Below are 25,920 nucleotides of genomic sequence, written 5' to 3' on the forward strand. Positions count from 1 at the left end.
ATCTCCAGGTGCCTGTGCTAGCCGCGCCATCCTCGGCGCAATGAAAACCATAGCGCCCCACATACCCCGTAAGCGGCGATCGTCACGGCGAGCGCCACCCCGAGTGTCGCTTGGGACAGGGCGCATGTTAACAGTAATGTAACGCCGCCAAACGCTGCGTAAATCACGGTTACGGGGGTGTGTCCAAAGCGTCGTGCGCCCATCTGGTAGAGGTGGCTGACATGAGGGGTCCACCACGGCTCGCCGCGCAGCATGCGCTCCAGCAGTGTGAAGCCCGCGTCGACGAGGAAGGCCGTGAGCGGCAACAGCAGCAGGGGCAGCCTTCCGGGCGGTGACGCCAGCGCCGCGGCCACGACCAAGCCAGCCAGCGCGAAGCCCAGCGCTCCACTACCGACATCTCCAAGGAATATGCGGGCCTTGGGAAAATTGAAGGGAAGGAAGCCCAGGCAACCCGCCAGCACGGCCAGGGCCAGCCAATGCCAGCCGTCCGTCAGCAGGGTTGAAAAGGCCAGCGCCGCCAGCGCGGCCTGGCTGGCCGCCAGCCCATTGATGCCGTCCATGAAGTTCCAGACATTGACCAGCACCATGGCGATGCCGAATGCCAGCACGGCCGGCCCTACCTGACCGCTCTCGCCCCAGGCGCCCGCCGCCAGGGCCAGGGCTGCAATGGCCTGGACACCCAACCGCAGCCAGGGAGACAGCGGGCGATGGTCGTCCCACCAGCCGATGCCTGCGACAATCAGGAAGCCGGGCAGGAACCCCAGCCACAGCGCGCCTGCGGAGGGACGCAGGGCAAGGAAGGCACCCGCCGCCAGCACCACCCCCACGATGGCGATCCCACCGCCGCGGGGCGTCGCGACGCTGTGACTGCGTCGTTCGCCGGGCTGATCCAGCAGATTGCCGCGCAACGCATAGTGACGCGCCCGCCATGTCGCCACAGCGGCGGCCGCGGTCAGCAGCCCCAGCCAGACGAATGCGTGAGGCATCAGACCACCGCGTAGTTCAGCAGCGGCTTGATGGTGCCCCACTCCTTGCAGCTCGGGCATTGCCAATGGTGCGTGCGTGCTCCGAATCCGCACCGCGTGCACCGGTAGCTGGGATTGCGCACTAGCAGCTGGTCGGTGATGTGCTTCAGATCGTGCAGGGTCGCCGCCGGATCTGCGCCTTCGGCCAGCGTGAGGTCGATCAGTGCGGCCTCGCCTCTCACCGACGGACGGTCCTTCAGCTGTCGGGCCAGATAGCTTCGGGCGGCTGCGACGCCCTCCTGGCGTTCCACCAGTCGGGTCAGCGCCAGCACGGGCGCGATGCCGCGATAGTGCTCGCACATCTCCGACAGGAACGCACGCGCACCCGACAGGTCGCCCACCTGCTCGTACCCGGCCAACAGGCTGGGCAGTACCTCGGGCAGGTAATCGGGATCGTGGCGGGCCGCCCGCTCGAACGCACGGATCGCCGCTTCGGGATTGCCCGCATCGGATTCGATCCGGCCTTCGATGATGCCGGCGCGGACGCTGCCCGCATCGGCCTGGTAGGCGCGCGCTACCGCGGCACGGGCCGCTTCGACGTTGTTGGCGGTACGCTGGCGTTCGGCAAGCTCGCACTCGAACTGGGCGACCAGCTTGCCCATGGGCTCGCCGGTGACTTCCTCATAGCGCAGCGCGTTGTCGATCGCCTTTTCCCAATCGCGCTCGGCCTGGTAGATGCCGATGAGGTGCTTGAGCGCCTGTGGCGCCCGCTGGTCGATGCGCGCCAGATCAGTGAACACAGTCTCCGCCCGGTCCAGCAGGCCCGAGCGCATGTAGTCCTCGCCCAGCGCCAACAAGGCCTGCACGCGCTGGGCGTCACTCAGGTCCGAGCGCTGCACCAGGCCCTGATGCAAGCGGATCGCGCGATCCACCTCACCCCGCCGCCGGAACAGATGGCCCAGCGCGACCTGCGTCTCGAAGGTTTCCTTGTCGAGCTCGGCGATGTGCAGAAAAAGCTCGATCGCCTTGTCCGGCTGCTCGTTGAGCAGGTAATTCAGACCTCGGAAGTAGGTACTCGACAGCCGGCTGACCTGGGTGTCGCCGTGCCGCTGCCCACCACGTCGGCCGATGATCCAGCCACTGAGCGCAGCCAGCGGGAGGAAGAGAAAGAACCAGAACCACTCGGTCAGGAAGGCCATGGATCAGGCGCCGGCGTCTTGGGACGGCGCAACGGCGCGCGTGGCCTTACGCAGTTTGGCGTAAAGGGGCCAGACCAGCGTCGCCAGCACGATCAGCCCACCGACCACCACGCCCAGCAGCAACGACAGCATGATGCCCACGCCGGACGAGGTCTGGAATTCGGTGAACAGCAGCTTGAGGGTGATCGGCTGCGTGTTGAGCACGCCGATGATGAGTCCGTAGGCCAGAAACAGCAGCGCGACGACCAGGCGGAACATGTTCATCAGGCGACTCCTTGCAGGACGGCGCCTAGCTTAGCGGAGTCGGCGCGGAACGACACGCGTCCGACGAGACGCTACTCCCCTGCCTCTTCGATGGGCGTGACGTCGCTGACGCGCTCGCGCAGCTCCTTGCCCGGCTTGAAATGGGGAACGTGCTTGGCCGGCAACGCGACCGATTCGCCCGTCTTGGGATTGCGGCCCATACGCGGCGGACGGTAATGCAGCGAAAAACTGCCGAATCCGCGGATCTCGATGCGATCGCCCTGGGCAAGCGCGCCGCCCATCATTTCCAGCAACGCCTTGACGGCCAGATCCACGTCCTCGGCCTTGAGGTGCGGCTGGCGGCGGCTGAGGATCTCGATGAGTTCGGATTTGGTCATCGCGTCTGGTGTTCGGGCGGATGTACCCGCGCCGGCCCGGAACACTCCGGGCCGGCGGGGACGTTACTGCAGGTGGAACTTCAAGCGTCCTGCCGGTTACTCGGACTTGCCGCCATCCAGCTGCGCACGCAGCAGCGCGCCCAGGCTGGTGGTACCGGCAGCGGCCTCGGCGGCGGACTTGTTGTACTCGGCCAGCGCTTCGGCGGTTTCGGCTTCGTCCTTGGCCTTGATCGACAGCTGCAGCGTGCGGCCCTTGCGGTCCATGCCGATGAACTTGGCTTCCACCTTGTCGCCGACCTTCAGGTGCTGGCTGGCATCGTCCACGCGGTCGTGGCTGATGTCGCGCGCCATCACGTAGCCCTCGATGCCGTCGGCCAGTTCGATCGTGGCGCCCTTGGCGTCCACTTCCTTCACCGTACCTTCGACCTTCGAACCCTTCGGGTGCGCCGCCATGTACTGGCCGAACGGATCCTGCTCCAGCTGCTTCACGCCCAGGCTGATGCGCTCGCGCTCCGGGTCCACGGCCAGCACCACGGCTTCCAGCGTGTCGCCCTTCTTGAAGTTGCGCACGATGTCTTCGCCGGTGGTGTTCCAGCTGATGTCGGACAGGTGGATCAGGCCGTCGATGCCGCCGTCCAGGCCGATGAAGATGCCGAAGTCGGTGATCGACTTGATCTGGCCGGACACCTTGTCGTTCTTCTTGTGGGTGGCCGCGAAGGTCTCCCACGGATTGGCGGCGACCTGCTTCATGCCCAGCGAAATGCGGCGACGCTCTTCGTCCACGTCCAGCACCATCACTTCGACCTCGTCGCCGACCTGCACGACCTTGGACGGATTGACGTTCTTGTTGGTCCAGTCCATCTCGGACACGTGCACCAGGCCTTCGACGCCCGGCTCGATCTCGACGAACGCGCCGTAATCGGTGACGTTGGAGACCTTGCCGAACACGCGGCTGTTGGCCGGGTAACGACGGGCGATGTTGTCCCACGGATCCTCGCCCAGCTGCTTCAGGCCCAGCGAGACGCGGTTGCGCTCACGGTCGTACTTCAGCACGCGGACGTCCAGCTCCTGGCCGACTTCCACGACTTCGGACGGATGACGCACGCGCTTCCACGCCATGTCGGTGATGTGCAGCAGGCCGTCGATGCCGCCCAGGTCGACGAACGCGCCGTAGTCGGTGAGGTTCTTGACCACGCCCTTCAGCACCACGCCTTCCTGCAGCTTGTCCATCAGCTGCTCGCGCTCCTCCGAATGCTCGCTCTCGACCACCGCGCGGCGGGAGACGACCACATTGTTGCGCTTGCGATCCAGCTTGATGAGCTTGAACTCGAGTTCCTTGCCTTCCAGGTAACCCGGGTCGCGCACGGGGCGCACGTCGACCAGCGAGCCCGGCAGGAACGCACGGACGTCCTTGATGTCGACGGTGAACCCACCCTTGACCTTGCCGCTGATGCGGCCGGTGATGGTCTCGTTCTTCTCCAGCGCCTGCTCCAGCTCGTCCCACACCATGGCGCGCTTGGCCTTCTCGCGCGAGAGGACGGTTTCGCCGAAGCCGTTCTCGATCGAGTCGAGGGCCACCTTCACTTCGTCGCCCACGCCCACGTCGATTTCGCCGGCGTCGTTCCGGAACTGTTCGATCGGCACGATGCCTTCGGACTTCAGGCCGGCGTTGATCACCACCACGTCATTGCGGACTTCCACGACGACGCCGGTGACGATGGCGCCCGGCTTCAGCTTGGCCAGTTGGGTCTGGCTCTGTTCAAACAGTTCGGCAAATGATTCGGTCATTGAAAAAATACTCGGTTGATGAAACAGACCGGCGAGCGGGAGCGCGCAACGGTCCACCCGTTGTCGGCCTGCGCGGGATTGCGTGTGGCCGTGAGTGTTGTGGTTGGAAAAACCGCGCGGCGGATTCCGCGCGGGACCCTCTGCGGCGCGGGAGCTAGCCCGCGCGCACCGGCACCAGGGCCAGCACACGTTCGACGACGGCCTCGATGCCGAGGCCGGTGGTGTCGATGATGACGGCGTCGTCGGCCGGCTTCAGGGGCGCCACCGTGCGCTGGGCGTCACGGGCATCGCGGGCGAGGATCTCGCGCAGCAGACCGTCGATTGTGACGGAAACCCCTTTGTCTTTCAACTGCTTATACCGCCTTTCGGCGCGCTCCTCGGCGCTGGCGGTCAGGAACACCTTGTAGGGCGCATCCGGGAAGATCACCGTGCCCATGTCCCGCCCGTCCGCCACCAGCCCCGGCGCCTGGCGGAACGCGCGCTGCCGCTCCTTCAGGGCGGCTCGCACCTCCGGAATGGCCGCGATGGCCGATGCCAGGGCCCCGGTCGTTTCCAGACGAAGCTCGTCGGTCGCGTCAAGATCGTCGACGATCACGCGCAAACCGGCCTCCGTCTCGCGAAAGCCGACCCGCGTGTCGAAGGCGCAACGCACGAGGGCGGCCGGGTCGGAGACGTCCAGATCGGCCCAGCTGGCCGCCACCCCCACCGCCCGGTACAGGGCACCCGAATCCAGGTAATGCCAGCCCAGCCGTGAGGCGACGATCCGACTGACGGTACCCTTGCCCGCTCCGGAGGGGCCATCGATGGTCAGGACGGGGACGGGATCGGACATGCGGTTTTCCAGATGATTGGATGCCCCATTATGACGCCGGACGCGTCAGCACCAGCCCATGCCGGCCGCCGGGTTGCCGTCCCTGGCGTGCAACCGCTTGATCCGGCTATGGAAACCCCGCTAGAATAGCGGGCTTCGCTTCACTCCATACATTCACGCCGAGGTTTCAACTCATGAAGGTCCTGTCCTCCCTGAAGTCGGCGAAGGCCCGTCACCGCGACTGCAAGGTGGTCCGCCGCCGCGGCAAGGTCTTCGTGATCTGCAAGTCCAACCCCCGCTTCAAGGCGCGCCAGCGCTGAGAACGGACCGCCTGCCGGGCCACGCCATCGTGGCTGAGGCAACGCGCAGAAAGCCGCCGCAAGGCGGCTTTTCTGTTTCCGGCCATTCGGTTGTGCAGGCCGGCGGCGCCGCGCCCACCGTCCGGGCCCTCTCCATTCCTTGCGGCCCGGCCGTTTTTTGTTTTCGGCCTTTTGTTATAAAAGGCGGGTCACCTAGGGGAACCCACCATGAGCCGTCGCGTCCTTGTCCTGCCCTTGATCGCCCTGCTCGGCCTGTCCCGCCCGGCCTTGGCCGACACCCTGCTGATCGAGCGTGCGCAGGAAACCCCTGCCGCAGCCCCCGTGCGTGGCCAGACCGCGGCCGACGTGGAAGCCCGTTTCGGCGCCCCGCAGCAGAAGCTGGAACCGCGCGGCGGCCAGAAGCGCCAGTGGCCGGTGATCCAGCGCTGGGTCTACCCAGGTTTCACCGTATACTTCGAAAAGAGCCGCGTCATCGACGTGGTGATCAACAAGGCCAGCGCCGAGGAAATCGGCCCCAAGCCCCCCATCCGCTGACACCGCGCGGCGCGGCCGCGCCCTTGATGCCATGACCGATGCCTTTCGTTTCCCCGCGGAGTGGGAACCCCAATCCGCGGTCCTGATCGCGTGGCCGCACGCCGATACCGACTGGGCCGAACGCCTGGCCGACGTGGAAGAGACCTACGTCGCCCTCGTCGCCGCCATCACCCGCTTCCAGCCGGTCGTGATCTGCGTGGCTGATGATGACCTGCAGACCTATGCCGAGGCCCGACTGCGGTCCGCGCGGGTGGACATGGACAAGGTGCGCTTCGTGCCGGCGGAGTACGACGACACCTGGCTGCGCGACTCCGGCCCCATCACGCTGCGCGATGGGCAGCGCTTCAAGCTACTGGACTTCCGCTTCACCGGCTGGGGCGGCAAGTACGAAGCCAGTCGCGACGACCGCCTGGTCGGCGAGCTGTCCGGCATGCAGTTGTTTCACAACTATTTCGTCCAAAGCATTGATTTTGCTTTGGAGGGTGGCGCCATCGAAACCGACGGCGCGGGCACCCTGCTGACCACCTGGCAATGTCTGCACGAGCGCCATCCCGACGCGAGCCGCGAGGAACTGACCGGGAAACTGGCTGGCTGGCTGAAGCAACAGCGGGTGCTGTGGCTGGACCATGGCTATCTGGAAGGCGACGACACCGACGCCCATATCGACACCCTCGCCCGCTTCGCCCCCGGCGATGCCATCGTCTACCAGGCATGCGACGACGCTTCGGATGCGCACTACGCCGAACTGCAGGCCATGGCCGCCGACATCGCCGCATTGCGCACGGCCGATGGGCGCCCGTACCGCGCATTCCCGCTTCCGTGGGCCAGGCCCGTGATCGACGACGGGCGCCGCCTGGCCGCCTCGTACGCGAACTACCTGATCATCAACGGCGCCGTGCTGATGCCGGCCTATGGCGACCCTGCGGACGATGCCGCCGCCGCCGTGCTGGCGCAGGCCTACCCCGACCGCGAGATCGTGCAGGTGCCCTGCCGCGCCCTGATCTGGCAGAACGGCAGCCTGCACTGCATCACCATGCAGCTGCCGGCCGGCCTGCTGGGCTGAGTACACCCCGGCGCGCGGGACCGTGACATCAGTTGGGCACGGATTGAACGTTTCGTTTACACCCTGCGTGGGCTGATCCCCGATAACGACCGTTTCCCCCAAAGGAGACGGCCGTGTACACACGACGCAGGTTCCTCGCCACCTCCGCCATCGCTGCCGCCGGCATCGGCCTGGCCCAGCCGTCCACCGCCGGCACATCGGGCGCCATCGGCCCGTTGAACACGCGCGCCATTCCCTCGACCGGCGAAAAGATCCCGGTGATCGGCATGGGCACCTCGGGCAGCTTCGAGGTCGGTCAAAGTCCTGCCGAGTTGGATCCGCTGCGTGAAGTGCTGAAGCGCTTTTTCGCCTCGGGCGCCACCGTGATCGATACCGCACCCACCTACAGCGTGGCCGAAGACGTGATGGGCGCCCTGCTCGCCGAGCAGGGACTGACGGGCAAGGCGTGGCTTGCCACCAAGCTCTCCGGCGTAACCGGCCGCGAGGCGGGTCTGGCGCAGTTTTCCGACACCCTGCGCCGGCTCGGGACCGACAAGGTGGCGCTGCTGCAGGTCCACAACCTGGGCGACCTGAAGACGCAGATGGCGGTCGCGCGCGAACTGAAGGCGCGGGGCAAGGTGAAGTATGTCGGCGTGACGCATTACGTCGAGCGTGCGCAGGAGCAGCTCGCCGATGTCGTGCAGGCCGAGAAGCCGGACTTTCTACAGATCAACTACTCGGTCGTCAGCCGCGGCGCCGAAAAGCGCGTGCTGCCGCTGGCGCAGGATATGGGCGTGGCGGTGCTGATCAATCGGGCCTTCGAGGACGGCAGGCTGTTCGCGCAGGTCAAGGACAAGCCCCTGCCGCCGGCCCTCACCGAAACCGGCGTGACCTCATGGCCCCAGGCTTTCCTGAAGTTCGCGCTCAGCCATCCGGCGGTGACCGCGGTGATCCCGGCAACGGGGAAGCCGGACCGGCAGACCGACAATCTGAAGGCCGGCACCGGCCCGGACCTGACGCCCGCCCAGCGCGATGCGCTGATCGCCACCTTCGCCTGAACCTTCCATGCCCGACACCTTACGACCTGCCCCGCGCGGCGCGCTGACGCGCCTGCTGTCCCGCCTGTTCAACGTCGCACCCCACGAGGCCCCTGTAGTGGGCGCCGGCCTGCTGATGTTCTTCCTGCTGTTCGCCGGCTACTTCATGCTCCGGCCGATCCGCGAAACGATGGGCGTCACCGGGGGCGTGGACAACCTGCAATGGCTGTTCACCGGCACCTTCGTGGCCACGCTGATCGTACTGCCGCTGTTCGGCTGGATCGCGTCGAAGGTGTCGCGCCGGCGGATCCTGCCGTGGGTGTTCGGTGCGGTCGTCGCCAGCCTGCTGGCGTTCGGCCTGGCCCTGCTGGCGCGGCCGGACGACGTGTGGCTGGCGCGCGGCTTCTACATCTGGGTGTCGGTGATCAACCTGCTGCTGATCTCCCTGGCCTGGAGCGTACTGGCCGACGTCCTGGCCAGCAGCGAGGCCAAGCGCCTGTTCGCACTGATCGCCAGCGGCGCAAGTCTCGGCGGGCTGGCGGGCCCGCTGCTGACCACGCTGCTGGTCGGCCATCTGGGGCTCGGGGGCCTGATGCTGTTGTCCTCGCTGCTGATGGGTGCCAGCGGCGTCACCGCGGTGTGGCTCCACCAGTGGCGCGACCGGCATCCGTTGCCCCTGGGCGCCAGCACGGCCGAGCAGCGGCGCGCTCCGCTGGGCGGGAACCCGTTCGCGGGTGCCATCGAGGTATTAAGGTCGCCCTATCTGGCCGGCATCGCACTGTTCGTGCTGCTGCTGGCCACGGTGACGACCTTCCTCTATTTCGAGCAGGCGAAGCTGGTGGAACAGCTGTTCCCGGACAAGGCGCAGCAGACCCGCGTGTTCGGCACCATCGACACGGTGGTGCAGGCGCTGGCCATCCTCAGCCAGCTGTTCATCACCGGCCGCATCGCCCAGCGGCTGGGCGTGGGCGTGTTGCTGGTCGCGGTGCCGCTGGTGATGGCGGCAGGCTTCCTGTGGCTGGCGCTGGCGCCGGTCTTCGGCGTGTTCGTGGTGGTGATGGTCGCGCGGCGCGCCGGCGAGTACGCCTTCGTCCGTCCCGGCCGCGAGATGCTCTACACGGTGGTCGCGCCGGGACAGAAGTACAAGGCGAAGAACTTCATCGACACGGTGGTATACCGGGGCGGCGATGCGCTCAGCGGCTGGGTGAAGCGCGCGCTGGACGTGCTGGCCGAACACCCCGCCGTGGCCATGCTGATCGGCACCGGCGTGGCGCTGGCGTGGGCGGCCACCGGCGTGGCGCTGGGGCGCCAGCAGCGCCGTCGCGAGGAGGTCACGACCTCCTGAGTATGGCGCGGCGTGTTCACGCCGCGTGCGCCTGCGTGAAGGGTGGACGCGGTACCATGCGTCCCCTTCCCCGCCGCTGCCCGACCGCGCCCGATGAACCGCACCACCCTGCCTGTCGCCCTGATCCAGGAGAAGAACCACGGCGACGCCGACGCCAACCTGTCGGTGATCGAAGCCCGCGTGGCCGAGGCCGCTAAGCGGGGGGCCCGCCTGGTGCTGTTGCAGGAACTCCACAACGGCGCCTACTTCTGCCAGCACGAATCGGTGCAGGAGTTCGACCTGGCCGAACCCATCCCCGGTCCCAGCACCGAGCGCCTGGGCAGGCTCGCCAAGCAGCATGGCGTGGTGCTGGTGTCGTCGCTGTTCGAGCGCCGCGCTGCGGGGCTGTACCACAACACCGCAGTGGTCTACGAAAAGGACGGCAGCATCGCGGGCAAGTACCGCAAGATGCACATCCCCGACGATCCGGGCTTCTTCGAGAAGTTCTATTTCACGCCCGGCGACATGGGGTTCACCCCCATCGATACCTCCGTCGGCCGTCTCGGCGTGCTGGTGTGCTGGGACCAGTGGTACCCCGAAGCCGCACGCCTGATGGCGCTGGCCGGTGCGGACCTGCTGCTGTATCCCACCGCGATCGGCTGGGATCCGGACGACGAACAGGCCGAAAAGAACCGCCAGCGCGATGCCTGGATACTGAGCCACCGCGGCCACGCCGTCGCCAACGGCCTGCCGGTGCTGAGCTGCAACCGTGTCGGCCACGAGCCTTCGCCGCTCGGCGCATCGGGCATCCAGTTCTGGGGCAACAGCCACGTGCTGGGTCCGCAGGGCGAGTTCCTCGCCGAAGCCGGCGGCGACGAGACCCTCCTGATGGCCGATGTCGACCTGCAGCGCAGCGAGCATGTCCGCCGCATCTGGCCGTTCCTGCGCGACCGCCGCATCGACGCGTACGGCGATCTGCTCAAGCGCTACATCGACTGAGGCGTGCGCGTGCCGCTGATCGTCCGCGATGCCACGCCGGCCGACGTGCCGGCCATCGCCGCCCTCTACGCGGATGAAGTCCGCGACCACGTCAACACCTACGAGTACGACGTGCCGGATGACGCCGAAATGGCGCGCCGCATGCGGGGCGTGCTCGACGCCGGCTATCCGTACCTGGTGGCCGAGCTGGACGGCGAGTTCGTCGGTTACGCCTACGCCAGCAGCTATCGCGCCCGCGCGGGCTACCGCAAGACCGTGGAAAACTCGGTCTACGTGGTTCCCGGTCGACAGGGCCAGGGCATCGGCGCGGCACTGATGCAGGCACTGATCGATGCCTGCGAAGCACGCGGCTATCGGCAGATGATCGCCGTGATCGGCGAACCCTCCAATACCGCCTCCATCCGCCTGCACGAGAAGTTCGGGTTCACCCTGGTCGGCATCTTCCGCGGCATCGCCTGGAAGCACGACCGCTGGCTGGACACCGTGCAGATGCAGCGCACCCTCGGCGCCGGCACCAGCGCGCCTCCGCAAGACGAATGACACGATGACCGAATCGAATCCCCTTCCCGCCGATCCGTTGCGCGGACAACCCCACGAGATCGTCGAGCGGGATGGCGTGCGCTACACCCTGCTCGGCACCGCCCACGTCTCGCGCGCCAGCGTCGATGCCGTGCGATCGGCGGTGGCCAGTGGCGACTACGACAGCGTGGCGGTGGAGCTGGACCCGGGCCGCCTGCAGTCGCTGACCGATCCCGACACCCTCACGCGGCTCGATCTGGTGAAGGTGATCCGCGAAGGCAAGACGCACCTGTTCGCCGCCAATCTGGCGCTGGCCGCCTACCAGCGGCGGCTGGCCGAACAGCTGGGCGTCGAGCCCGGCGAGGAACTGAAGGCCGGTGCGCTGGACGCACAGGCCCGCGGGTTGCCGGTGCACCTGATCGACCGCGAGGTCGGACTGACCTTCAAGCGTGCTCTTCAGTCGCTGGGCTGGTGGCAGCGCACCAAGGTCGGCGCCGGCATCCTGGCCAGCATGTTCGGCGACGAAGAGGTCGGCGACGACGAGATCGAAAAGCTCAAACAGGGCGACATGCTGGAATCCAGCTTCGGCGAGTTCGCCGCCGAAAGCCCGCAGCTGTACCAGGCCATCATCGCCGAGCGCGACCAGTACATGGCCTCGGCGCTGCGCCAGGTCGCGGCCGGCGTGCCGGCCGGCGCCGCGTCCCCCTACCGCGTCCTGGCGGTGGTCGGCGCAGGCCACCTTCCCGGCCTGGTCCGCCACCTCCGTGACGATGCCGGGGATCCGGCAGAACTGCGGCGTTCGCTGGAGATTGTGAAGCCCAAGTCGCGCGTGCCGTGGATGGAGCTGGTGATCGGCGTGTTCCTGGTCGGCGGCTTCGCCTGGGGTTTCTGGCAGGGCGGCGTGGATGTCGGCTCGGACCTGCTGATCCAATGGGTGCTGGCGACCGGCGTACTGGGCGCCATCGGCTGCGCGATCGCGGGCGGACATCCGCTCAGCATCCTCGCGGCCTTCATTTCCTCGCCGCTCACGCCGCTGCATCCCGCACTCGCTTCGGGCACGGTCAGCGCCTTCGTCGAGGCGACGCTGCGCAAGCCCACCTACGCGGACTTCATGGCCTTGCGCGATGACGTGCAGACGGTGAAAGGCTGGTGGAAGAACCGGGTGGCGCGGATCCTGCTCAACTTCTTCCTCACCAGCCTGGGCACCGCCATCGGGGTGTGGACGGGAGGCTTGAGGATGCTGGGCAAGCTGGTCGGCTGAGCCGGGCTCCGGGAGAACAGAAAAAGAGCCGGGCATTGCCCGGCTCTTTTCGTCAGCTCCCTCAGTCGACGTGCAGCGCCGTCACGCTGGCCTTCGACGGGGCATCCCCCCGCCGCATGCGGGCCCGCGCGATCGCCCGGGCCGTGCCGCTGCGCAGATCGTCCAGGATGGCGTAGATGGTCGGCAGGAACAGCAGGCTGACCACCGTGGAGAACGCCAGGCCACCGGCGATGGCCCGCGCCATCGGTGCGTAGGCCGGGCCGTCGCCCGCCATCTGCGTATTGGCCATCGCGATGGGGATCATCGCCAGGATCGCCGTGCCCATCGTCATCAGGATGGGCCGCAGGCGCTCGCGACTGCCCTCCACCAACGCATCGGTACGCGACAGGCCGCGTCGTCGCAGGTTGTTGATGTGCTCCACCATCACGATGCCGTTGTTCACCACCACGCCCATCAGCACCAGGATGCCGATGAAGGACATGATGCCGAACGTCGTGCCCGTCAGCGCGAACAGCCAGAACACGCCGAACACCGAGAACAGCACGCCGCTCATGATCGCCGCCGGGAACAGCAGCGACTCGAATACCGCCGCCATCACGATGTAGATCATCACCAGCGCGATCAGCAGGTTGAACATCATCTGCGCACTGGCTTCGTCCTCTTCCTGGAACGCGCCACCGTCGAACGAGTAGCTGTAGCCGGCCGGGAAAGACATGCCCTTCAGCGTCTCCTCCAACGCCTTGCGCGCCTCCGGCACGGTGGCCTTCTCGGCCAGGTTCGCCTGCACGGACAGCGTGGTCTGCCGGTTGGTGCGCTGGATCTGGGTGGCCGACGGCTGCACGCCCACGTCCACCAGCGCCAGCAACGGCACCGTACGGCCGTCCGGTGCCCGCACCATGAAGCCCGACAGGTCGTCCGTGCCGTAGTCCTCCGCACCCGCGAAACGCACCCAGACCGGCACTTCCGTCTCGCCGCGGCGGAACTCGCGCAGCGGCGCTCCGCGCAGCGCCAGGCTGACGAAGCGCGCCACCTCTTCGGCACTGAAGCCGAAGGCCGCGGCACGCTCACGGTCCACGCGCACGTTGAGCTCGCTGTTCTGATCGCCCACGTCCACACGCACGTCCCGCAGCTCCTTGCGCTTGGCCAGGATCGGGATCAGGTCGTTGGCGATCTCCGACAGCGTCTGGGTGGAATCGCCGACCAGCTGGAAGGACACGCCCTGCCCCGGCTGGCCGCCGCCACCCTGGCCGCCGCCTTCGCCGCGGATGCCGATGTTGGCGCGCGCCGACTTGGGCAGGTCCTTCCGCAACTGCTCGATGATCGGCTTGGTTTCGCTGGCCTTGTCGGTATCGAACTTGACCTGAGTGCCGCCCCAGCCCTGTTCGCTGAAGTAGGAATAGACCTGCGTGACCCGGTATTTCTTGCGGTTGGCCTCCAGGAACTGTTCGACCTTGAGGATCTCGGCCGACATCTGCTCCTTGGTGTAGGCGCCCTTCCACTGGTAGTACAGCTCGGCTTCGCCGCCGCTGTCGCCGCCGAACATGTCGAACTTGGTGAACTTGATGGGCACGAAGCTGACCACCACGATCAGCAGGATGCCCAGCACGCTCCAGCCGCGGTGCTCCAGCGTCCAGCGCAGCAGGCCGGCGTAGCGCTTCTGCATGCGCGGGATGATGCCAGTTTCGGTGCGCACCAGCGGCGGCGTCTTCAGCCGCGCCGAGATCATCGGGATCAGGCTCACCGCGACCAGCCACGAGGCCAGCAGCGACACCGAGATGGTGATCGCGATCTGGCCCAGGTAGATGCTGAGGAAGTTGCGCTCGCCGAACAGGTTGGGCACGAACACGATGCAGTGGCACAGCGTGCCGGCCGACAGCGCGATGGCGACATGGCGGGTGCCGACGATGGATGCCCACACCGGGTTGTCCGGGTACTTCTCGCGCTCCTGGTAGATGCTTTCCACCACCACCACCGCGTTGTCCACCAGCATGCCGATGGCCAGCAGCAGGCCCATCATCGACAGGATGTTCAGCGTCACCCCGGCGAAGTACATGAAACCCAACGTCATCACGAAGCAGATCGGGATGGCCAGCGTCACCATCGACACCGACGGCCAGTGGCGCAGGAAGAACCACAGCACGACGATGGACAGCACCAGGCCGATCAGGCCGGCCTCGGCTAGCTCCAGCAGCGAGGAGGTGACGTTCTCGCCCTGGTTCTCGATCACCTTGACCTGCACGTCGCTGAGCTGCGGCTGCGCGCGGATCGCCTCCACTTCCGCCAGTGCCTTGCTGGATACCTCCACCAGGTTGGCGTTGCGTTCCTTGAAGATGTCCAGGCCCACGGCCGGCTGGCCGTCCAGGCGCCGCCCGTAGTCCATGCGGGCGGGCTTCAGGCGCACGTCGGCGATGTCGCCCAGGCGCACGTTGCCGGTGCCGACCACCAGGTCGCGCAGCTCCTGCAGGTCGGTCAGCTCGCCCACCGGCTGCACGCGCAGGCGCTGCGGCCCGTCGCTGATGACGCCGGCGGAGATGGAGAAGTTCACCGCCTGCAGGCGCTGGGTCAGGTCGTTGAGGCTCAGGTTGTGCGCGGTCAGGCGATCCTGGTTGATTGCGATCTCCACCTCGTTCGGCGGCGCACCCGACACGTCCACGCGCGCCACGCCGGGAATACGCTCGATCCGGCGCTTGAACTCGCGCTCGATCATGTCGTACGCCCCGGTCAGGTCGGTCTTGCTGGCCAGACGCACCCGCAGGACCGGCTGGTCGGTGGTGGAGAACTTGAAGACGAAGTAGCGCTGCAGGTCCTCCGGCAGGTCGTCGCGGATGGCATCCAGCCGCTCGCGCGCCTCCGAGGCCGCGATGGCGACATCGCGGTCCCAGTTGGAGAACTGGATGAAGATCTGCGCGCCCTCCGCCTTGGCGTTGGACTCCATCCGCTTGATGCCGGCCATCGTCGAGAGCGCTTCCTCCGCCGGACGCAGCACCGTGCGCTCGACCTCCTCGGGCGTGGAGCCGGTGTAAGGCAGCGAGACGAAGATGAAAGGCGGCGAGACCTCGGGAAACGCCTCCAGCGGCAGGCGGATCGCCGCGATCAGGCCGATCACGAACAGCGAGATGAAGAACATCACCGCCGTCACCGGCCGCTTGATGCTGAACTCCGCGACGCTCATGCGGGTTCGCCCTCCCCTTCGGCCGGCATCGCCGCCGCCTTGCGGGCACGGCGACCGCGTTCCAGGTAGTAGTCGTCGGCGCGGCGGTCCAGCAGGTCGTACACCACCGGGATCACCAGCAGGGTCAGCAGCGTGGACACCAGCAGGCCGCCGATCACGGTGATGGCCATGGGCGAACGCACCTCGGCACCCGGACTGCCGAACAGCGGTGCGATGGCCAGCGGCAGGAAGCCGAACAGCGTGCACAGCGTGGTCATGATGATCGGCCGCAGGCGCGAACGCGCGCCCTCCACCAGCGCCTCGCGCTTGGCCACGCCGGCCTCGCGCAGCTGGTTGACCTTGTCGATCAGGATGATGGCGTTCTTGGTGACCAGGCCCACCAGCAGGATCAGGCCGATGAACACCACCACCGACACCGGCGAGCGGGTCAGGAACAGCGCGGCCACCGCGCCCACCAGCGCCAGCGGGATGGTGAACAGGATGACGAACGGGTGCAGCAGCGATTCGAACTGCGACGCCATCACCAGGTACACCAGGAACACCGCCAGGCCGAAGGCGAAAAGCAGCGAGTTGACCGATTCGGCCAGTTCTTCGCCCTGCCCGCCGATGTGCATGCCGACGCCGGCGCCGAGCGGATTCTCGGCGACCATCTGCTGCACTTCCTGTACCGCGCTGCCCAGATCGATGTCGCGCAGGTTGGCCGACACGATGGCCACGCGCACCTGGTCGGCGCGGTGGATCTCGCTGGGACCGGTGGTGGCCACCACGTCGGCGACCGCCGACAGCGTGACCGGACGGGCGCTGCCCGGGTTGACGATCAACCGGCGGATGCTCTCCACCGAGGCGCGGTCGCCTTCCTGCGCGCGCACCAGCACGTCGATCTTGCGGTCGCGGAAGCTGTAGCGCGTAGCCACTTCGCCGCGCACCTTCTTCACCACCACGTCCGCGATCTGGCGCGTCGTCAGGCCCAGCGCACCGGCGCGTTCCTGGTCGAAGCGGATCTGAATCTCGGGGAAACCCTGCTCCACGGTCGACTTGACGTCGGCGTAGTGCGGGTTGGTGCGCAGCAGCGCCGCCAGCTTCTGGCCTGCCTTTTCGATGCTGGCCAGGTCCTGGCCGCGCAGTTCGACTTCCAGCGGGGTGGAGAAGCTGAAGAGTTCCGGACGACTGAAATCGACCTGCGCGCCCGGATGCTGCTTCATGCTGGCACGCAGCGCTTCCGTTTCACGAGCCTCCAGGGCCTCGCTGCCGCCGTTGGCCATCACCACCGTCAGCTTGCCGATGTTCTCGCCGCTCTCGGTGGGATTGGCATCCAGGCGCGTGCCGCTGCCGCTTACGCCGTACAGCGCATGGATGCCCTCGTCCTTGGCGTGCAGGTTCTGCAGTTCACGCACCAGGGCGTCGGTCTTGGCCAGCGGCGTACCGGGCGGCAGCTTCACCGTCATCTCGAAGCGGTCCTGCGCCAGCTGCGGGATCAGGTCCGCGCCCAGCAGCGGCACCATCGCCAGCGAAGCGACGAACGCGGCGGCGGCGAAGCCCAGCACCAGCCAGGGGCGCTGCAACGACGCCGGCAACAGGCGCATGTAGCCGGACTCGGCGCGGTGGTAAGGCGCCATCGTCAGATCGGACGCCTTGCGCATCACCGGCCCCACCACCGCGACCACGCCGCGCCAGACGCGCACGACCAGCCAGGCGATGCCGAAGAACGCGTAGCGGAACGTCGCGCCGATGCCACGGCCGCTGGCCGCGATCGGCTTCTGCCAGCGCGAGGCGGGCTTCCATTGCGGATGCGGGGCTTCCTCGGGGAATGCCAGCGGCGGACGGCCCTTCAGCGAGCTCAGCATCGGGATGAGCGTCATCGACACGATCAGCGAGATGCCGATGGCGATGGCGACCGTCAGCGCCTGGTCGCGGAACAGCTGGCCTGCGATGCCCTGCACGAATACCAGCGGCAGGAACACCGCGATGGTCGTTAACGTGGACGCCACTACCGCCATGCTCACTTCGCGCGTGCCGACCATGGCCGCTTCCAGGATGCCCAGGCCGCGCTCACGCGCCTTGGCGATGCTTTCCAGCACCACGATGGAGTCGTCCACCACCAGGCCGGTCGCCAGCGCCAGGCCGCCCAGCGACATGACGTTGAGGCTCAGTCCCAGTTCGCCCATGAAGAAGAACGTGGTGACGATGGAGACCGGCAGCGACAGGCTGATGACGAAGGTGCTCCAGCCATCGCGCAGGAACAGGAAGATGATCAGGATGGCCAGCAGGCCGCCGATCACGGCATCCTTCTTGACGTCGGCGATCGCGTGCTCGATGAACAGCGACTGGTCGTCGATGATGGTGACCTCGACATCCGGCGGCACCTGCTGCTTCAGCTGTTCCAGCCGGGCTTTCAGCGCCTCGGCCGTGGACACGGTGTTGGCATCGCCTTCCTTGTAGATGGCCAGTTCGACGGCTTCTTTTCCGGCCAGGCGGATGATGGCCTCGCGCTCCTTGAAGCCCTGGCGCACTTCTGCCACGTCCTTCAGGCGCACCGGCATGCCGCCGGCCACCACCCCGCTGCCGCCGGAAGACGCGTTCTGCACGGAGGCAGCCGCGGCCATCGCCTCCGCCGAGCCGGTGGTGGCGGCGATCGCCGCCATCTGCGCCGCCGCCGACGCCGCGGCGTTGTCGCCGCCGCCCTGCGTGGTGACCAGCATCTCGCGGATCTCGTTGACGCTGGCGAACTGGTTGACCGTGCGCACCAGGTAACGCTGCGAGCCTTCCTCCAGGCGGCCGCCGGAGATGTTGATGTTCTCCTGCTGCAGGCGCTGGACGATGGTGTCGATGGGCAGGTTCAGCTGCGCCAGCTTCTGCTGGTCGATGTCTACCTGGATCTCGTCCTCCAGGCCGCCGCCGACCTTCACCGCCGCCACACCGCTGACCGGCTCCAGCTTCTTCTTCAGATCATCGTCGGCATAGCGGCGCAGTTCGGTCAGCAGGCGGATCGCGTCGGCGTCGTTCTTCGGCTCCTGCTTGTTGGACAGCACCAGGCGCAGGATCGGCTCGGTGGACGGGTTGAAGCGCAGCAGCACCGGCGCCTTGGCCTCCAGCGGCAGCGACAGCACTTCCATCTTGTCGCGCACTTCCAGGCTGGCCTGGTCCATGTCCGTGCCCCAGGCAAACTCCAGGACCACGTCGCTCTGGCCGGTGCGCGAGACCGACTTCAGCTTGCGCAGGTTCTTCACCACGCCGACGGCTTCTTCCACCGGCTCGCTGATCAGGGTCTCGATTTCCGACGGCGCGGCCCCGGTGTACTCGGTGCGTACGGTCAGCGTGGGGTAGCTCAGGTCCGGCAGCAGATTGACCTTCAGCGTGCCCAGGGCGATCACGCCGAACAGGAACATCGTGATCCAGAACATCGCGACGGTGACGCGACGCCGCGTGGAGAACTCGACCAGGCCGCCGCCCAGCGTTTCGTCGCCGGCTGCGCGGGGCGGGTGCTCGCCGGGTGCGTGGCCGGGCGCGCTCATTGCTTGGTTCCGGCGGTCTTGGCGGCATTGGCCTTGGCGGCCACCTTGGCCGGCTCGGCGCCGATCACCTGCACGGCGCTGCCTTCACGCAGGGCCACCTTGCCGGCGGTGACGACCTGTTCCCCGGCCTTCAGACCCTCACGCACCTCGATCCATTCGCCGTCCACGTAGCCGATCTTCACCGGCACGCGCACCGCCTTGCCGTCGCGCACCACGAACACCGCCGGGTCGCCGTCGTCCAGCAGCGCCACGCGCGGCACCACCAGGGCATCGGCACGCTGGTCGTAGTCGATCCGGAGGCGGCTGAACATGCCCGGCTGCAGCACGCCGTCGCTGGCGAAGGAGCACACCACGCGGAACGTGCCGCTACCGGCGTCCACCACCGGCGCGATGCGGTCCACCGTGCCCTGGAACGTTTTGCCGGGCAGCGCGTCCACGGTCATCAGGACCGGCAGACCGGCCTTCAGCGTGGCCAGTTCGCGTTCGGGCACGTCCAGCGTCGCCTCCAGGCGCGACTGGTCCACGATGCGGATGATCGGCGTATTGATCTGCACGAAGTTGCCGACCTTGATGGAGCGCGACGCGACCACGCCCGAGATCGGCGCCGTCACCGTCGTATAGGACAGCTCCAGCGCGGCGCCACGATAGACAGCACGCGCGTTCTCCAGGTCGTACTTGATCTGGTCCACGTCGTTGGCGCTGATCATCTGCTGTTCGACCAGCTGTTGCGCGCGCCGATAGTTGTTCTCCAGCTTGCGCATCTGCGCCTCGGCCTGCGCCATCTGCAGGCGCAGACGGTCCGGGTCCAGCCGGACCAGGGCTTGGCCGGCGCGCACCACCTGGCCTTCCTCGACCAGCACGGCCAGCGCCACGCCGGAGGTCTTGGCGATCACCTGGGACTCGCCCAGTGCTTCCAGCGGAGCCGTGTTGCTGTAGCTGGCCGCGACGGGGCGACGGGCGACCTTGGCCACTTCGACGGGAACGGCGTCGGGCTCCTTCGCAGCCTCGCCGTTCTTGGCCTGGGCCTCGGGCGTCGGGCCGCCGCCCTTGCAGGCGGACAGCACCAGCAGGCCACACAACACGGGGACCAGTGCCAGCTGCAGGTAGGAACGGCCGGAGGGGGGGCGGGGTCGGGACATGGGACGGTACCGTGGTGGTGTTGTGGTGGTGTTGTATGAAGGTATATCACCCCTGAATGACTTCCATGCGCCGAAGGTCATGGTGACTAGCGTCCGGTGTTGGCCAGGGGGCGGCCACGTCTTCGATGCGCGACAAGGGCCGCGGGTTGCTTCGCTTCGTTGCGACGGGAGGTACATGCCGGCCTTACCAACGCGCTGGCGCCCCCAGGGCAGGCAACCGTCCGACGGTGAGCCGGCGTCGCACCCCCCTGCGTACCGGGGCGGCGCGCCTGTGCGCGACATTCGGTCGCAGGCTATACTTGCGTTCAGCCAAGCGCTGCGGTGGTACGTGGCGCGCGCAACCTGAGAGTTTCCCGAGAATGATGCGACCGCTGCCGCTCGCCGCTTGCCTTGCCTTGGCCGCCCTTCCGCTGGCCGCCCTGACCGCCCAACAGGAAACCCCGGCCGCGCCCGCCCCGGTCGAAGCCGCGGCCCCTGCCGCCGCTCCCGCCGCCGCCCCGGCGCCGCTGGTCGGCAACCCCGACACTGGCCGTACCCTCACCTACACCTGCCTGGGCTGCCATGGCATCGAGGGTTACAAGAACGCCTATCCCAGCTTCAAGGTGCCGAAGATCGGCGGGCAGTCGGCCGACTACCTGGCCAACGCGCTGACCGAGTACCGCAACGGCAACCGCAAGCACCCCACCATGCAGGCCCAGGCGCAGAGCTTCTCCGAGCAGGACATCGCCGACATCGCCGCCTTCCTTTCCACCGTCAAGTAAGCCCACCATGCCCAACGCCAAGCACGCCCAGCGTCTAGCCATCGCCCTGTTCGCTGCCTTCGCCCTGGTGGCCTGCTCGAAGGAAAACACTGAAGCCGCCGCCCAGGATCCGGGCCACGCCAGCGGCGAGCACGGCGCCAGTTCGTCGGCCGGCCTGCCCAAGGGTCATATCGCCAAGGGCGAGGAACTGGCCAAGGCCAAGGGCCAGGCCACCGGCCAGAGCTGCGTGGACTGCCATGGCGCCGAGGGCAATGCTCCCATCGACGACACCTACCCCAAGCTGGGTGGGCAGTACGCGGACTATCTGGCACACGCGCTGCAGGCCTATCGCGGCGGCGACCGCCAGCACGCGCTGATGAGCCCGCAGGCCGCCGGCCTGAGCGACCAGGACATCTCCGACCTGGCCGCCTATTTCGGTTCGCGGCCCTCGCAGCTGCGCGACCTGCACAACGTCAACAAGTAAGACGTCCCTCGTCGGGAACGCGAAAACGGAGCCGAGAGGCTCCTTTTTCGTATGCGGAAACGAGAGGCTGGCGTGGGAGCGACGTCAGTCGCGACGGGACCGCAGTGGTTCACCGCGCCTCACGTCGCTCCGACACCACGCATTTTTTGCCCTCCCGCCCTCAGCTGTCGGTCGGGATCGGCGTGCGCTTGACCGGGATGTCCGGCGGCGGGCGCGCCTTCGGTGGTTCGGGGAACAGGCTGCCCAGGCCGCAGCCGCCCCCCAGCTGCAATACCGAAATCGTGCACTTCAGTTTCATGTTCGTGCCGGGGATGGCGATCTCCATCTCGCGCACGTTGCGCCGCACCCACTCGGCCAGCAGCGATTCGCTGGGCACCCAGTACTTGTCGAAGCTGGTCGGCTCGTAGTCGTAAGGCGGCCGCTGCAGCCAGGTGCCCGCCTCTGCCAGCTGTTCCCGGGTCCACTGGTCGTTCTGCCCGCCCGGCGCGCCGCGTGGGGGCTCGGATTGGCCCGTGACGCCGGGAACCCGCAGGCTGCCGTCGGCGTTGTACAGACCCGGCTTCTCTCGTCCGTCCGCCGCACTGTCGCCCGCCACGTTGCGCCGCGCATTGCCCCATTCGTCGGTGCGTGCGGGGGTGTCCCAGCCGCCTGCGCGCGCCGCGGGCGCGGCAGGGGATGCGGTGGAGGACGTTGCCGACGCCGTACCGCGGGGGGCGGACGACGTCGAGGTTCCTGCCGGTGCACGTGGCCGCGCGGACGCAGCCGCGTCGGCCGCCGTGGGCGCTGCGGGAACGGAACGCGGGGCCGTGGAGGGCCCGGGAACGGGTTCGCGGATCTGCGCCTGCTGGACGCCACGCTCGCGCGCGGTGATATCGCGCGGCGCGACCTCGGCCGCGCGACGCGGAAGGTCGCGGACCTCCGGCGCCTGCAGCGGCGCCGGGATTTCCCGCTCCCGCACGCGGGCGTCCCGCGTGGCCACCGCCGGCACATCGGCACGCGCGGGAAGATCGCGACGGACCACCGCCGGCGCCGTCACCGGCGCGGGGATCTCGCGCGTCGGCACCCCCGGTTCGCGCAGGGACGGCAGCGTGACCTCGGGCAGGCGCGCGGTGGACGGCGGCAGTACGAAGGCCCGCGTCGGTTCGGGCACCTCCGTGACCTGCAACGGCTGTGGGGCCAGTTCGGGCACGGGAACGTCGCGTGGAGGCATGGGGGGCACGTCCATCGCCAGCGCCGCAGGGGCGGCCGCCTCGGCTTCGGGCATCGCCGCTGGCGGCAAAGGCGGCTGCGGCGCGGGCACGGACGCCGCGGATCTGGCGAATGACGACTGCCCCGCCTCGGGCTGGCCGGCCTGCGCCTCGCCTCCCGGCTCCGCGGGACTGCCGTCGCCGATCATCTCCAGTCGCACCCGGCTGCTGTCGCCAGGCTCGGCCGGCGGCGGCGGTATCTGCACCAGCGCCACCCACAACAGGAACAGGAAGAACAGCAGGTGCAGCAGGCTGCTGCTGAAGCCGGCCAGCCAGCGCATCCAGCGCTCTTCGCGCGGGGGCGGTCCCCACCCCTGATAGAACAGCGAACGGAATGCGCGCCAGCGCCCCGGCGCGAACGGTGCTGCCTCCGGCCCGCGCAGTGACGCGCGTGCGGCGAGCGTCGCGACTACGGCATCGGCACGCTCACGGGTGATGCGGCCCAGCCGTTCGGGCAGCGCGCGCAACCACAGGCCCCAACCGAACGGGAGGCCGGTCTGGCGTTCGACGATGGGGGCCGCCTTGCGCGGCAGCAGGTAGGCGATGACGTCGGTGGCGTTCGTCACCGGCGCTGGCGTCCGTCAGGCGGCGTTGCCGCGGGGGATGTACGGCGCGGCGCCGGTCCCGTGGTCGGTGGCGTCGCGCACCGCGGTCACGCCCGGCACGCGCGCCATCAGGGTCTTCTCGATGCCCTGCTTGAGGGTGACGTCAGCCATGCCGCAGCCGTGGCAACCGCCACCGAAGCGCAGCCACACCACGCCATCGCCGCCCACTTCCTCCACCGCCACGCGCCCCTTGTGGGACGCCAGCTGCGGATTGATCTCGTTGTCGATCACCCAGCGCACCCGCTCGACCAGCGAGGCGGTGTCGCCGGGCGCTTCGCCCTTGATGCGGGGCGCCTTGATGGTGAGCTGCGTGCTTGCACCCTTCATCACGTAATCGATCTCGGCGCCGTCCAGCCAATGCACGCTGGCGGCGTCGACATACAGCGTGAAGCCGTCGCAATCGACGGCCCATTCGTCGCCTGCCAGGTCGCGCGGCTCGGAGAACTCCAGGCGTGCGTCGGCCTGTGCCGTGCCGGGATGGACGGCGCTGAGGCGCACACCCAGTCCGGGCAGGGCCTCGCGCTCGATGAGCTTGCGGAAATGCGCCTGCGCGCTGTCTGAAATCTGGATCATGCGGGTATTCTAGCCCCCTGCCCGACAGCCATTCACCTTCACAGGCCCGTCGTCGGTCTTCATTCAGACTGGCCGCCCAGGAGACGCGCGATGTCCGATCTGATCCCCCTCGCCCAGGCGCACTGCGTGCCGCTGCGTGGCAGCGAGCACCGCCTGCCGCCCGCCCGCATCGCCGAGCTGCTGCCGCAGGTGCCCGGCTGGGAACTGGTGGAGGACGGCCACGCGCTGTCGCGGACGTTCCCGTTCGAGAACTACTACGAAACGATGGCGTTCGTGAACGCGCTGGCGTTCATCGCCCATGCCGAGGATCACCATCCGGACCTGGGCGTGCACTACAACCGTGCCGTCGTACGCTACTCCACCCACGACGTGGGCGGCCTGAGCGAGAACGACTTCATCTGCGCTGCCAAGGCCAGCGCCCTGCTGGGAGAAGCCTGATGGACCTTCGTCCGACCCGCCTGCCGCTCATGGCGACACTGATCCTGGCCCTGTCGCTTGCCGCCTGCGCGAAGAAGCAGGAAGAGGCGGCGATGCCCGCGATCCCCCCCACCGAACTGGCCGCGATCGACACGCCGCCGCCCGCCTATCCGCCGGAAGCCGAGTGCGACAGCGAGGGCGGCACCACGGTGCTGCGCGTGACCATCGACAAGGACGGCGTGCCCGCGCAGGTGGCACAGGCGCAGAGCAGCGGCCATGCCGCGCTGGACAGGGCGGCGCTGGAAGCCGTGCGCACCTGGACGTTCCGTGCCGCCACCCGCAACGGCCAACCGGTCACCCACACGATCACCGTGCCGGTGACCTTCCCGCCCGTACTGGAAAAGCCGACCCGTTGCTTCGCCCAGGGCGGCTGACACTCAGCCCAGCCGGTCCAGTGCCTCGGCCAGGTCGTCGGACAGCGGCGCCGTCAATACATAGGGCGTACGCCCCCCATCCAGCGCGAACTGCAGCGAGGCCGCATGCAGGAACAGGCGCTTCAGCCCCACCTGCTCGCGCAGGCGCTTGTTGACGGCCGGGTCGCCGTACTTGTCGTCGCCGGCCACGGGATGGCCGATGTGCTGGGCGTGCACGCGGATCTGGTGAGTGCGGCCGGTCTCGATGCGGACCTCGCAGTAGGAATGCCCGCCCCGTCGCTCCAGCACGCGGAAGTGGCTGAGCGAGGGCTTGCCATCCCGATGCACCTGCACGTGCCGCTCCCCACCCTGGCGCAGGCCGATGTGCAGCGGCGCATCCACACTCATCACGCCATCGGGCATGCGCCCGACCAGCAAGGTGAGGTAACGCTTCTCGATCCCGCGCGTGCCCTCTTCGCTGTCCTCGCGCAACAGCGCCTGCAGTTCCGACAGCGCCGAGCGCTTCTTGGCCATCACCAGCAGGCCGGAGGTGTCGCGGTCCAGCCGGTGGACCAGTTCCAGGGACTGGTGTGGCCGCAGCGCGCGCATGGTCTCGATGGCGCCGTGGCTGATGCCGCTGCCGCCATGGCTGGCCACCCCGGTCGGCTTGTTGATGACCAGCAGCCGCTCGTCCTCGAACACGATGGCCGCTTCCATCCGCTTCAGGAAGCCTGAAGGCGGAGCCACCTTCTCTCCCACCTCGGTGAGACTGACGGGCGGGATGCGGACCTCGTCGCCCCCTTCCAGCTTGCGCTCCGCCTTCGCCCGCCCCCCATTCACCCGCACCTGGCCGCTGCGCACCAGCTTGTAGACCAGGCTGCGCGGCGCCCCTTTCAGCTGGCCCAACAGGAAGTTGTCCAACCGCTGCCCGGCCCGGTCTTCGGGCACCGTGACGGTGCGCACGGCGGTCTTGGGCTGGGCAGCCGGCTTGTCCGAGGGGGGGCTAGGGGTCATGAACGGTAATCTGTTAAACTCGGGGGGCGAGATAAGGGTTTGATTTCGCTGGGAGTTGCAGTTGGGCCAGAAGCCCGTCTCCTCGCGATTCCGGCAAGTGCGCGGCCACCGCCCCAGGGGCGGCCATGTTAGCGGCTGATCGGCAGGCCCGGATACCGCCGGGT

The 25,920-nt window shown here is 68.0% G+C and carries 24 protein-coding genes; 12 read left to right on the forward strand and 12 right to left on the reverse strand.

Going from position 1 to position 25,920, the window contains the following annotated elements; translation table 11 throughout:
* Positions 1-17 precede the first annotated feature (17 nt).
* The 6 genes from IAE60_RS13910 to cmk all read right to left on the reverse strand — a co-directional run bounded on the left by IAE60_RS13910 (position 18) and on the right by cmk (position 5,425).
* Positions 18-986 carry an MraY family glycosyltransferase gene (locus tag IAE60_RS13910; protein ID WP_187572715.1) on the reverse strand — a complete coding sequence of 323 codons (969 nt, stop codon included), beginning with the start codon at positions 984-986 and terminating at the stop codon, positions 18-20.
* On the reverse strand, positions 986-2,164 hold the full coding sequence (gene lapB / locus IAE60_RS13915) for a lipopolysaccharide assembly protein LapB (protein WP_187572716.1): 1,179 nt from the start codon (positions 2,162-2,164) through the stop codon (positions 986-988). The genes IAE60_RS13910 and lapB overlap by 1 nt, the downstream gene beginning before the upstream one ends.
* Before the next feature lie 3 nt (positions 2,165-2,167).
* Positions 2,168-2,428, reverse strand: coding sequence for a lipopolysaccharide assembly protein LapA domain-containing protein (locus IAE60_RS13920; RefSeq protein ID WP_162110361.1), 261 nt, complete (start codon positions 2,426-2,428; stop codon positions 2,168-2,170).
* A gap of 71 nt (positions 2,429-2,499) precedes the next feature.
* Positions 2,500-2,805, reverse strand: coding sequence for an integration host factor subunit beta (locus IAE60_RS13925; protein ID WP_142124760.1), 306 nt, complete (start codon positions 2,803-2,805; stop codon positions 2,500-2,502).
* A 96-nt stretch (positions 2,806-2,901) separates the two neighbouring features.
* Complete coding sequence (rpsA, locus tag IAE60_RS13930; protein WP_185896269.1) at positions 2,902-4,593, reverse strand: 30S ribosomal protein S1; 1,692 nt, start codon at positions 4,591-4,593, stop codon at positions 2,902-2,904.
* A gap of 154 nt (positions 4,594-4,747) precedes the next feature.
* Positions 4,748-5,425 carry a (d)CMP kinase gene (cmk, locus tag IAE60_RS13935; RefSeq protein WP_187572717.1) on the reverse strand — a complete coding sequence of 226 codons (678 nt, stop codon included), beginning with the start codon at positions 5,423-5,425 and terminating at the stop codon, positions 4,748-4,750.
* A 173-nt stretch (positions 5,426-5,598) separates the two neighbouring features.
* On the opposite strand from cmk, the gene ykgO reads away from it, so the two are divergent.
* The 8 genes from ykgO to IAE60_RS13975 all read left to right on the forward strand — a co-directional run bounded on the left by ykgO (position 5,599) and on the right by IAE60_RS13975 (position 12,440).
* Positions 5,599-5,724 (forward strand): type B 50S ribosomal protein L36, encoded by a 126-nt coding sequence (ykgO, locus tag IAE60_RS13940; RefSeq protein ID WP_010342887.1) that lies wholly within the window; start codon positions 5,599-5,601, stop codon positions 5,722-5,724.
* Positions 5,725-5,931: 207 nt separating this feature from the next.
* Positions 5,932-6,258 (forward strand): hypothetical protein, encoded by a 327-nt coding sequence (locus IAE60_RS13945; protein ID WP_187572718.1) that lies wholly within the window; start codon positions 5,932-5,934, stop codon positions 6,256-6,258.
* Positions 6,259-6,289: 31 nt separating this feature from the next.
* A complete protein-coding gene (locus IAE60_RS13950) occupies positions 6,290-7,321 on the forward strand; it encodes an agmatine deiminase family protein (protein ID WP_187572719.1) in 1,032 nt (343 codons plus the stop codon).
* Between the two features lie 113 nt (positions 7,322-7,434).
* On the forward strand, positions 7,435-8,358 hold the full coding sequence (locus tag IAE60_RS13955; RefSeq protein WP_187572720.1) for an aldo/keto reductase: 924 nt from the start codon (positions 7,435-7,437) through the stop codon (positions 8,356-8,358).
* 7 nt (positions 8,359-8,365) lie between these two features.
* On the forward strand, positions 8,366-9,682 hold the full coding sequence (locus IAE60_RS13960; RefSeq protein ID WP_187572721.1) for an NTP/NDP exchange transporter: 1,317 nt from the start codon (positions 8,366-8,368) through the stop codon (positions 9,680-9,682).
* 93 nt (positions 9,683-9,775) lie between these two features.
* The gene (locus IAE60_RS13965; protein ID WP_187572722.1) at positions 9,776-10,660 is read left to right on the forward strand and encodes a carbon-nitrogen hydrolase; all 885 of its coding nucleotides are present in this window, start codon (positions 9,776-9,778) and stop codon (positions 10,658-10,660) included.
* A gap of 9 nt (positions 10,661-10,669) precedes the next feature.
* Positions 10,670-11,200, forward strand: coding sequence for a GNAT family N-acetyltransferase (locus IAE60_RS13970; protein ID WP_187572723.1), 531 nt, complete (start codon positions 10,670-10,672; stop codon positions 11,198-11,200).
* 4 nt (positions 11,201-11,204) lie between these two features.
* Entirely contained in the window at positions 11,205-12,440 is a 1,236-nt protein-coding gene (locus IAE60_RS13975) for a TraB/GumN family protein (RefSeq protein WP_187572724.1), read from the forward strand.
* Between the two features lie 61 nt (positions 12,441-12,501).
* Here the strand turns inward: IAE60_RS13975 and IAE60_RS13980 are convergent, their stop codons facing one another.
* The 3 genes from IAE60_RS13980 to IAE60_RS13990 are packed head-to-tail and all read right to left on the reverse strand — an operon-like array spanning position 12,502 to position 20,263.
* Positions 12,502-15,612: an efflux RND transporter permease subunit gene (locus tag IAE60_RS13980; RefSeq protein WP_185896278.1), complete on the reverse strand. Its 3,111-nt coding sequence runs from the start codon at positions 15,610-15,612 to the stop codon at positions 12,502-12,504.
* Positions 15,609-19,124 carry an efflux RND transporter permease subunit gene (locus tag IAE60_RS13985; protein WP_187572725.1) on the reverse strand — a complete coding sequence of 1,172 codons (3,516 nt, stop codon included), beginning with the start codon at positions 19,122-19,124 and terminating at the stop codon, positions 15,609-15,611. Before IAE60_RS13985 ends, IAE60_RS13980 begins: the two co-directional genes overlap by 4 nt.
* On the reverse strand, positions 19,121-20,263 hold the full coding sequence (locus tag IAE60_RS13990; RefSeq protein WP_187572726.1) for an efflux RND transporter periplasmic adaptor subunit: 1,143 nt from the start codon (positions 20,261-20,263) through the stop codon (positions 19,121-19,123). The genes IAE60_RS13985 and IAE60_RS13990 overlap by 4 nt, the downstream gene beginning before the upstream one ends.
* Positions 20,264-20,625: 362 nt before the next feature.
* On the opposite strand from IAE60_RS13990, the gene IAE60_RS13995 reads away from it, so the two are divergent.
* The gene (locus IAE60_RS13995) at positions 20,626-21,024 is read left to right on the forward strand and encodes a c-type cytochrome (protein ID WP_185897003.1); all 399 of its coding nucleotides are present in this window, start codon (positions 20,626-20,628) and stop codon (positions 21,022-21,024) included.
* 7 nt (positions 21,025-21,031) lie between these two features.
* Complete coding sequence (locus IAE60_RS14000; protein WP_162111485.1) at positions 21,032-21,487, forward strand: c-type cytochrome; 456 nt, start codon at positions 21,032-21,034, stop codon at positions 21,485-21,487.
* Between the two features lie 160 nt (positions 21,488-21,647).
* Here IAE60_RS14000 and IAE60_RS14005 read toward each other — a convergent pair whose 3' ends face one another.
* On the reverse strand, positions 21,648-23,300 hold the full coding sequence (locus tag IAE60_RS14005; RefSeq protein WP_187572727.1) for a hypothetical protein: 1,653 nt from the start codon (positions 23,298-23,300) through the stop codon (positions 21,648-21,650).
* A gap of 15 nt (positions 23,301-23,315) precedes the next feature.
* Entirely contained in the window at positions 23,316-23,912 is a 597-nt protein-coding gene (locus IAE60_RS14010; protein WP_162110943.1) for an NfuA family Fe-S biogenesis protein, read from the reverse strand.
* Between the two features lie 90 nt (positions 23,913-24,002).
* On the opposite strand from IAE60_RS14010, the gene IAE60_RS14015 reads away from it, so the two are divergent.
* Together IAE60_RS14015 and IAE60_RS14020 are read left to right on the forward strand one after the other, a co-directional pair.
* Positions 24,003-24,350 carry a 4a-hydroxytetrahydrobiopterin dehydratase gene (locus IAE60_RS14015; RefSeq protein WP_162110944.1) on the forward strand — a complete coding sequence of 116 codons (348 nt, stop codon included), beginning with the start codon at positions 24,003-24,005 and terminating at the stop codon, positions 24,348-24,350.
* Positions 24,350-24,763 carry an energy transducer TonB gene (locus tag IAE60_RS14020; RefSeq protein WP_187572728.1) on the forward strand — a complete coding sequence of 138 codons (414 nt, stop codon included), beginning with the start codon at positions 24,350-24,352 and terminating at the stop codon, positions 24,761-24,763. The genes IAE60_RS14015 and IAE60_RS14020 overlap by 1 nt, the downstream gene beginning before the upstream one ends.
* A gap of 3 nt (positions 24,764-24,766) precedes the next feature.
* Here IAE60_RS14020 and IAE60_RS14025 read toward each other — a convergent pair whose 3' ends face one another.
* The gene (locus IAE60_RS14025; RefSeq protein ID WP_187572729.1) at positions 24,767-25,756 is read right to left on the reverse strand and encodes an RluA family pseudouridine synthase; all 990 of its coding nucleotides are present in this window, start codon (positions 25,754-25,756) and stop codon (positions 24,767-24,769) included.
* Between the last annotated feature and the right edge of the window lie 164 nt (positions 25,757-25,920).

The sequence above is a fragment of the Pseudoxanthomonas mexicana genome (assembly GCF_014397415.1).
GTDB classification, from domain to species: Bacteria; Pseudomonadota; Gammaproteobacteria; order Xanthomonadales; family Xanthomonadaceae; genus Pseudoxanthomonas_A; species Pseudoxanthomonas_A mexicana.

What these genes read in the sequence shown, in the direction of transcription:
- IAE60_RS13910 (WP_187572715.1), bottom strand. Translation starts at nt 986, where the DNA reads ATGCCTCACGCATTCGTCTGGCTGGGGCTGCTGACCGCGGCCGCCGCT.
- lapB (WP_187572716.1), bottom strand. Translation starts at nt 2,164, where the DNA reads ATGGCCTTCCTGACCGAGTGGTTCTGGTTCTTTCTCTTCCTCCCGCTG.
- IAE60_RS13920 (WP_162110361.1), bottom strand. Translation starts at nt 2,428, where the DNA reads ATGAACATGTTCCGCCTGGTCGTCGCGCTGCTGTTTCTGGCCTACGGA.
- IAE60_RS13925 (WP_142124760.1), bottom strand. Translation starts at nt 2,805, where the DNA reads ATGACCAAATCCGAACTCATCGAGATCCTCAGCCGCCGCCAGCCGCAC.
- rpsA (WP_185896269.1), bottom strand. Translation starts at nt 4,593, where the DNA reads ATGACCGAATCATTTGCCGAACTGTTTGAACAGAGCCAGACCCAACTG.
- cmk (WP_187572717.1), bottom strand. Translation starts at nt 5,425, where the DNA reads ATGTCCGATCCCGTCCCCGTCCTGACCATCGATGGCCCCTCCGGAGCG.
- ykgO (WP_010342887.1), top strand. Translation starts at nt 5,599, where the DNA reads ATGAAGGTCCTGTCCTCCCTGAAGTCGGCGAAGGCCCGTCACCGCGAC.
- IAE60_RS13945 (WP_187572718.1), top strand. Translation starts at nt 5,932, where the DNA reads ATGAGCCGTCGCGTCCTTGTCCTGCCCTTGATCGCCCTGCTCGGCCTG.
- IAE60_RS13950 (WP_187572719.1), top strand. Translation starts at nt 6,290, where the DNA reads ATGACCGATGCCTTTCGTTTCCCCGCGGAGTGGGAACCCCAATCCGCG.
- IAE60_RS13960 (WP_187572721.1), top strand. Translation starts at nt 8,366, where the DNA reads ATGCCCGACACCTTACGACCTGCCCCGCGCGGCGCGCTGACGCGCCTG.
- IAE60_RS13965 (WP_187572722.1), top strand. Translation starts at nt 9,776, where the DNA reads ATGAACCGCACCACCCTGCCTGTCGCCCTGATCCAGGAGAAGAACCAC.
- IAE60_RS13975 (WP_187572724.1), top strand. Translation starts at nt 11,205, where the DNA reads ATGACCGAATCGAATCCCCTTCCCGCCGATCCGTTGCGCGGACAACCC.
- IAE60_RS13980 (WP_185896278.1), bottom strand. Translation starts at nt 15,612, where the DNA reads ATGAGCGTCGCGGAGTTCAGCATCAAGCGGCCGGTGACGGCGGTGATG.
- IAE60_RS13985 (WP_187572725.1), bottom strand. Translation starts at nt 19,124, where the DNA reads ATGAGCGCGCCCGGCCACGCACCCGGCGAGCACCCGCCCCGCGCAGCC.
- IAE60_RS13990 (WP_187572726.1), bottom strand. Translation starts at nt 20,263, where the DNA reads ATGTCCCGACCCCGCCCCCCCTCCGGCCGTTCCTACCTGCAGCTGGCA.
- IAE60_RS13995 (WP_185897003.1), top strand. Translation starts at nt 20,626, where the DNA reads ATGCGACCGCTGCCGCTCGCCGCTTGCCTTGCCTTGGCCGCCCTTCCG.
- IAE60_RS14000 (WP_162111485.1), top strand. Translation starts at nt 21,032, where the DNA reads ATGCCCAACGCCAAGCACGCCCAGCGTCTAGCCATCGCCCTGTTCGCT.
- IAE60_RS14010 (WP_162110943.1), bottom strand. Translation starts at nt 23,912, where the DNA reads ATGATCCAGATTTCAGACAGCGCGCAGGCGCATTTCCGCAAGCTCATC.
- IAE60_RS14015 (WP_162110944.1), top strand. Translation starts at nt 24,003, where the DNA reads ATGTCCGATCTGATCCCCCTCGCCCAGGCGCACTGCGTGCCGCTGCGT.
- IAE60_RS14020 (WP_187572728.1), top strand. Translation starts at nt 24,350, where the DNA reads ATGGACCTTCGTCCGACCCGCCTGCCGCTCATGGCGACACTGATCCTG.
- IAE60_RS14025 (WP_187572729.1), bottom strand. Translation starts at nt 25,756, where the DNA reads ATGACCCCTAGCCCCCCCTCGGACAAGCCGGCTGCCCAGCCCAAGACC.